This is a genomic window from Pseudarthrobacter sp. R1 (assembly GCF_024494415.1).
Taxonomy (GTDB): Bacteria; Actinomycetota; Actinomycetes; order Actinomycetales; family Micrococcaceae; genus Arthrobacter.
The window spans coordinates 1-6,075 of record NZ_JAMKFI010000057.1; the positions used below are offsets into that span (position 1 = coordinate 1).

Consider the following 6,075-nt stretch of genomic DNA (forward strand, 5'->3'; position numbering starts at 1 on the left):
ACCGCCTCAAACAATGGCGTGGCATCGCAACCAGAAGCGACAAAACAGCACGCAGCTACCTCGCAGGCGTGACCCTGGCGTCGACCCTGATCTGGATCAAATCAGGGCTTTAGCAACACGTCCTAGTCGGCACGGTGTTCGGAGCCACTATCCAAGGCGCCTGGGGTGTCTTGAAGTGGGCGCTTTTCGAGGAAGCCCAACGAACCAGCGCAACTGCCCGGAAGGTGATCGACGGAGTGGAGCGTCGCCAGGAAGTGGACTACTAATAACTGCACGTAGATAAGGAAAAGGGGCGTCACCTACTCGGTGGCACCCCTTTTTCGTCCCTACCCGTCTAGCGAGACAGTCCGCCTGACCCCGCCTTCCTTTGGATACTGCCGCCGCGAAAGGGGCGCTGGCTGGCAGTTCTGACGTCCAAAGCCCCGGGGGACCAACCGCGAGCGATGGCACGGAACAACCCCTTTTTACCGGCCCTCCCCGCCCATTTTCAAACGCCGCGATACTGGTGATTCCGTCAACCTGCCCGGCCGGATTTCAACTGCCCTTGCTGGTTACGCAGCCGGAACTGGCGGCTCTGATCCGCCCACGGCTGGGGTCAATTCAGGTTATCCACGGCTGGAAAATTGGGAGCCGTTAGGGTAGCTCCCTGGCAACAGTAGCGGTGGATAACCTACGAGAATTGTCCCCGGCTGTGGGTGGGCGGACCGGACTTCTCGTTCGAACTGGATCAATCCCGGTTTGTTCCGAGGACCAGGCAGGGGACCGTGTATCAGCTTTGGGTGTGCCCAACCTTTGCAGGAGTGGCACCGTTATGGGCCGGGCTTTCGGTTTTACAGACTTTACGAACCTGCCAGCCGTCCTCCCGGCGGTAGGTTCGTCTACCTCTCCCATAGGACAGCTTGAGTCGGATGACATCTTGATCCATGTTCAAGTCTTCAATCACGCCGCATGAAATGATCAGCCCGTCGCCGAGCACCTCAATCTCATCGTCAGGTCTGAGCCCATTCCAGTCGAAGAGTTCGAAAGATGTCGGCGCCATTGCAGCCTTCCTTGGTTCCTTCGAATGCGCGCAGTAAACACAACAGATTTTGTTTCAAGCAGTGAGGTTCAGATCAGTGTCGCGGCGGACGCATCCCTACGTCCTAAGGCCCGCCTGGCAGGAGACGGATTTGGTATCCACTGTTTATGTCGTAAAGAACGCGCCGTTCCACTCCGTTGGAGGCGAGCCAGACGATGCCGGAGTCGGTCATGATGTCGTCAATGATTCCGGCGCGGATTAGCTTACCCCCATGGTGTACTTCGGCCCGAGTGCCGATTAGCTGCTTCCAGTCCTTGTCGAAGGATGCCAGGTCTCGATGTGCAGGGACATCAACGTAACAGGTCATGTTGAAGCCTGGTCGGCGATGGCGAGGACCTCATCAATGATGTTTAGCCCGACTTGGGCGTCCGCGTCGGAGATGTTGCAGGGTGGGACGACGTGGATCCGGTTGAAGTTCGCGAACGGGATCAGGCCCTTTAGCTTGCAGGTCGCCACGAGTTGGTTCATGGCGGGGCTCGACCCACCATATGGTGCCAACGGTTCCTTGGTGTTGCGGTCTTTGACGAGCTCGATTGCCCAGAAGACACCGCTTCCACGGACTTCTCCGACAGATGGATGGTGTTCCTTGAACATGTTTAGGGCGGGGCCGATCACCTTTTCACCGAGGTGTGAGGCTTGCTGCACTATGCCTTCGTCCTCCATGGCGTTGATGGTCGCGACGGCCGCGGCTGTAGCCAGGGGGTGGCCGGAATAGGTCAGGCCACCGGGGTAGGCCTGCTTGCCGAAGGTGCCGGCGATTTCCGGGCTTATTGCGACTCCTCCAAGTGGTACGTATCCGGAGTTGACGCCTTTGGCGAAGGTGAGCAGATCCGGGACGACGTCGAAGTGCTCGAGAGCGAACCATTTGCCGCTGCGCCCGAAGCCTGACATCACTTCGTCCGCGATGAAGATGATGCCGTGCCGGGTGCAGAGTTCCCGGACGCCTTTCAGGTAGCCGGGCGGTGGCAGGTAGATGCCGGCGGTGCCGGGGATTGCTTCAAGGATGAGGGCGGCGATGGTGGAGGGGCCCTCGAATGCGATGAGCTGTTCGAGGTGTTCCAGTGCGCGTTCGCTTTCCTGTTCTTCGGTGGCGGAGTGGAATGCGCTGCGGTAAAGGTATGGCGGGAAGAAGTGCACGGTGCCGGTGCTGGCGGTGTCGCTGGACCAGCTGCGGGGGTCGCCGGTCAGATTGATCGCGAGTTGCGTGCCGCCGTGGTAGGACCGGTAGGCCGAAAGGACTTTTTGCCGTCCGGTGTGGATCCTGGCCATGCGGACTGCATGTTCGTTGGCATCGGCGCCCCCGTTGGTGAAGAAGATACGGTTCAGTTCCCCGGGCGTCCGCTCGGCGATAAGCCGGGCTGCCTCTGACCGGGCGGCGTTGGCATAGCTGGGCGCAATGGTGCAGAGGCTTTCTGCCTGGGCGGTGATTGCGGCTACGACGGCTGGGTGCTGGTGGCCGATATTGGTGTTGACCAGCTGGGAGGAGAAGTCCAGGTATTTATTGCCATTGCCGTCCCACACATAGGAGCCTTGCGCGGCGGTGATGACCATGGGGTCCAGGAGGTCCTGGGCTGACCAGGAGTGGAAGACATGTTTGCGGTCCAGGTCGTAGGCCCGGTCCGCGGCGTCGCGTTCGGCCTGCCCGAAGATGGGACTGGGCACGAGGGTGGAGGTCATAGGGTTGTCCTGTTTGGCTGGGGGGTTAGGCGTTTTGGGGGAAGCCGAGGTTGATGCCGCCGTGGCTGGGATCAAGCCAGCGGGAGGTGACGACCTTGCCGCGGGTGAAGAAGCCGACTCCTTCGGTGCCGTGCGCGTGGGTGTCACCGAAGAGAGAGTTTTTCCAGCCGCCGAAGGAGTAGTAGGCCATCGGGACGGGAACGGGAACGTTGATGCCGACCATGCCGACTTCGACCTCGTTCTCGAACCGGCGGGCCGCGCCTCCGTCGTTGGTGAAGATCGCTGTGCCGTTGCCGTAGGGGTTTGCGTTGATGAGTTCCAGGGCTTGGTCGTAGGTGTCGACGCGGAGCACGGACAGGACGGGGCCGAAGATCTCGTCGGTGTAGATGGACATATCGGTGGTGACGTTATCGAAGAGGGTCGGGCCCACAAAGAATCCTTCGCCCTCGGCATCGGGAGTAACGGTGCGGCCGTCAACTATCAGTGTGGCGCCGGAGGCGTCTCCGGCGTCCACGTACCCGGAGACCTTGTCGCGGTGCGCAGCGGTAACGAGCGGCCCCATGTCGCAGCCCCGGACGCCGTCGCCGGTCCGCAGACTGCGGGCGCGATCAGCGATCTTGGCCACGAGTTCGTCGGCGATGCCGCCCACGGCGACCAGGGCGGAAATAGCCATGCATCGCTCACCTGCGGAGCCGAAGCCGGCATTGACGGCGGCGTCGGCGGCCAGATCCAGGTCGGCGTCGGGGAGGACGACCATATGGTTCTTCGCCCCGCCCAGGGCCTGCACCCGTTTGCCGTGCGTTGTGGCGGTCTCGTAGACGTACTGCGCGATCGGGGTGGAGCCGACAAAGGAGACGGCCTTGATGTCAGGATCCGTCAGCAGGTGTCCACTGCGACTTTGTCACCATGGAGCACGTTGAAAACCCCGTCGGGGAGGCCTGCTTCCTTCCAGAGTTCGGCGATCCAGTTCAGCGCCGTGGGGTCTTTCTCGCTGGGTTTGATGACCACGGTGTTGCCTGCGGCGATCGCGACGGGGAAGAACCACAGGGGGACCATGGCAGGGAAGTTGAACGGGCTGATGATCGCGACCGGGCCCAGGGCCTGTCGGACGGAGTGAACATCGACCTTGGTGGAGGCGTTTTCTGTATAGCCGCCTTTGAGCAGGTGGGGGATGCCGCACGCGAACTCGACCACTTCCTGGCCCCGTGTCACCTCGCCCAGAGCGTCGTCAAGGACTTTGCCGTGCTCGGCGGTGATGATGGCAGCCAGTTCGCCTTTTCGGGCGTTTAGTAGTTCGCGGAAGGCGAATAGGATCTGCGTGCGGCGTGCCAGTGAGGTGTCCCGCCAGCCCGGGAAGGCTGCCTTTGCCGCTGCTACGGCCTCCTGCCCTTCCGCTTCGGTGGCCAGGGCGACCTCGCCGGTGACCTTTCCCGTGGCCGGGTTGGCGACCGGGGCGGTCCGTCCGCCGGCGGGGACGTAGCGGCCGTTGATCCAATGCTGAATGATGTTCAAGTGTTCTCCTCGAAGTAGGTCTCTGTGTCCCGATCCCGAACCGAGTCGGGACGGGCTGTTGGGGAGGTCAGCGGAGTTTGTAGATGGTCCGGTGCCAGTCCTTATGTGCGGTGCCGGTGATATCGAACATGACGTGCTTGACCTGTGTGTATTCATCAAAGGAGTAGGTGGACATGTCTTTGCCGAAACCGGATTCCTTCACCCCGCCATGGGGCATCTCGCTGATGATGGGAATGTGGTCATTGACCCATACGCAGCCGGCCTTGATATCGCGGGTGGCCCGGAGCGAGCGGTAGACGTCGCGGGTCCAGGCGGAGGCCGCGAGGCCGTAGGGGGTGTCGTTGGCCAGGGCAATGGCTTCGTCGTCGGAGTCGAAGGGGAGCACGGCCAACACGGGGCCGAACACCTCGTCCCTGACGATTTCGCTGTCCGGCGCGGCACCGGTGATAAGGGTTGGGGTATAGAACGCACCGGGGGCGAGGAGGTCCCCGGGGGTGGAGCCGCCGGTGACGATCGTGGCGTAGTTCCGGGCCCTGTCGACCATTGCTGCTACCCGGTCCCGGTGGGCATAGGAGGCCAGCGGTCCGATGTCCGTGTCTTCATCGTCGGGCAAACCGACCCGGATATCGCGGTAGAGCTCAGCGACCCTTGCTACGAAGGTGTCGTGGATGCTGCGGTGCACGATGGCCCGGGTCGCGGCGGTGCAGTCCTGCCCAGTGTTGATCAGGCTGCCCGCGACGGCGCCGTGCGCTGCGGCTTCGATGTCGGCGTCATCGAAGACGACGAAGGGGGCCTTTCCGCCGAGCTCCAGATGGACGCGCTTGGAGTTGATGGCTGCGGCCTCCAGGACGGTGCGGCCTACGGTGGTGGAGCCGGTGAATGAGACCATGTCGACGCCCGGGTGGCGCATGAGTGCTGCCCCGGCTTCCGAGCCGTCTCCCACAATGATGTTGACGACGCCGTCCGGGAGCCCTGCCTCCTGCAGGGTCCGGGCGAACATCAGGGACGTGAGCGGGGTGATCTGGGCGGGTTTGAGCACAATCGTGTTGCCGGCGGCAATGGCGGGAAGGATTTTCCACGCGGCCATCTGCAGGGGATAGTTCCAGGGCGAGATGGATCCAATCACGCCAATGGCTTCACGGCGGATGCTGGAAGTGTGATCGGGGGAGTACTCCGCGGTGGCTTTGCCTTCCAGATTCCGGGCGGCACCTGCGAAAAAATCTGCGTTGTCGATCGTGCCGGGGATATCGAATTCCCGGACCAGGCGGAGAGGCTTACCGGTTTGGCGACTTTCCGCCACGGCGTAGTCCTCCGCCTGTTCCGCCAGCAGACGTGCGAACCGTGACAGCACAGTAGAACGTTCACCCGGTGTTGCTGCCGCCCAGGATGGAAAAGCTGCACGGGCTGCCGCTACGGCCTGATCGACGTCGGCGCGACCGGCGAGAGTTACAGTTTCCACTGATTCGCCGGTGGCGGGATTGATGATGTCGAGCTTGCGGCCCGAGGCGCCTGTTTGAAATTGCCCGTCGATGAACTGGTGCACGAGGTTACCTCTTCTAAGGGATGTGGTTGGCCGGGGCCGGATTAGACCGTGATGAGATCACGATGGGCAGCGAGGGGCAGGTTGTGGGCTTCGGACACGGAGTGGTGGGCTACGTGGCCGGCGGCGGTGTTGAGGCCGGCGGCCAGGGCGGGGTCGCGGTCGAAGGCGGCCTTGACGCCGAGGTTGGCCAGGGACACCGCGTACCGCAGGGTCACGTTGGTCAAGGCGTAGGTGGAGGTGTTGGGGACGGCGCCGGGCATGTTGG

4 protein-coding genes and 3 pseudogenes are annotated in these 6,075 nt (G+C 62.6%); 1 reads left to right on the top strand and 6 read right to left on the bottom strand.

Going from position 1 to position 6,075, the window contains the following annotated elements; genetic code table 11:
- Positions 1-113 (top strand): annotated as a pseudogene (locus M8J71_RS23115) (IS5-like element ISMt1 family transposase); the annotation flags it as partial.
- Positions 114-769: 656 nt separating this feature from the next.
- Here M8J71_RS23115 and M8J71_RS23120 read toward each other — a convergent pair.
- The 6 genes and pseudogenes from M8J71_RS23120 to M8J71_RS23145 all read right to left on the bottom strand — a co-directional run.
- Positions 770-1,039, bottom strand: coding sequence for a hypothetical protein (locus M8J71_RS23120; protein WP_256250206.1), 270 nt, complete (start codon positions 1,037-1,039; stop codon positions 770-772).
- A 103-nt stretch (positions 1,040-1,142) separates the two neighbouring features.
- On the bottom strand, positions 1,143-1,385 hold the full coding sequence (locus tag M8J71_RS23125) for a hypothetical protein (RefSeq protein ID WP_256250208.1): 243 nt from the start codon (positions 1,383-1,385) through the stop codon (positions 1,143-1,145).
- Entirely contained in the window at positions 1,382-2,755 is a 1,374-nt protein-coding gene (locus tag M8J71_RS23130; protein WP_256250209.1) for an aspartate aminotransferase family protein, read from the bottom strand. Before M8J71_RS23130 ends, M8J71_RS23125 begins: the two co-directional genes overlap by 4 nt.
- Before the next feature lie 25 nt (positions 2,756-2,780).
- Positions 2,781-4,267, bottom strand: a pseudogene (locus M8J71_RS23135) (CoA-acylating methylmalonate-semialdehyde dehydrogenase).
- A 67-nt stretch (positions 4,268-4,334) separates the two neighbouring features.
- A complete protein-coding gene (locus tag M8J71_RS23140; RefSeq protein ID WP_256250211.1) occupies positions 4,335-5,810 on the bottom strand; it encodes a gamma-aminobutyraldehyde dehydrogenase in 1,476 nt (491 codons plus the stop codon).
- 41 nt (positions 5,811-5,851) lie between these two features.
- A pseudogene (locus M8J71_RS23145) lies at positions 5,852-6,075 on the bottom strand (alanine dehydrogenase); the annotation flags it as partial.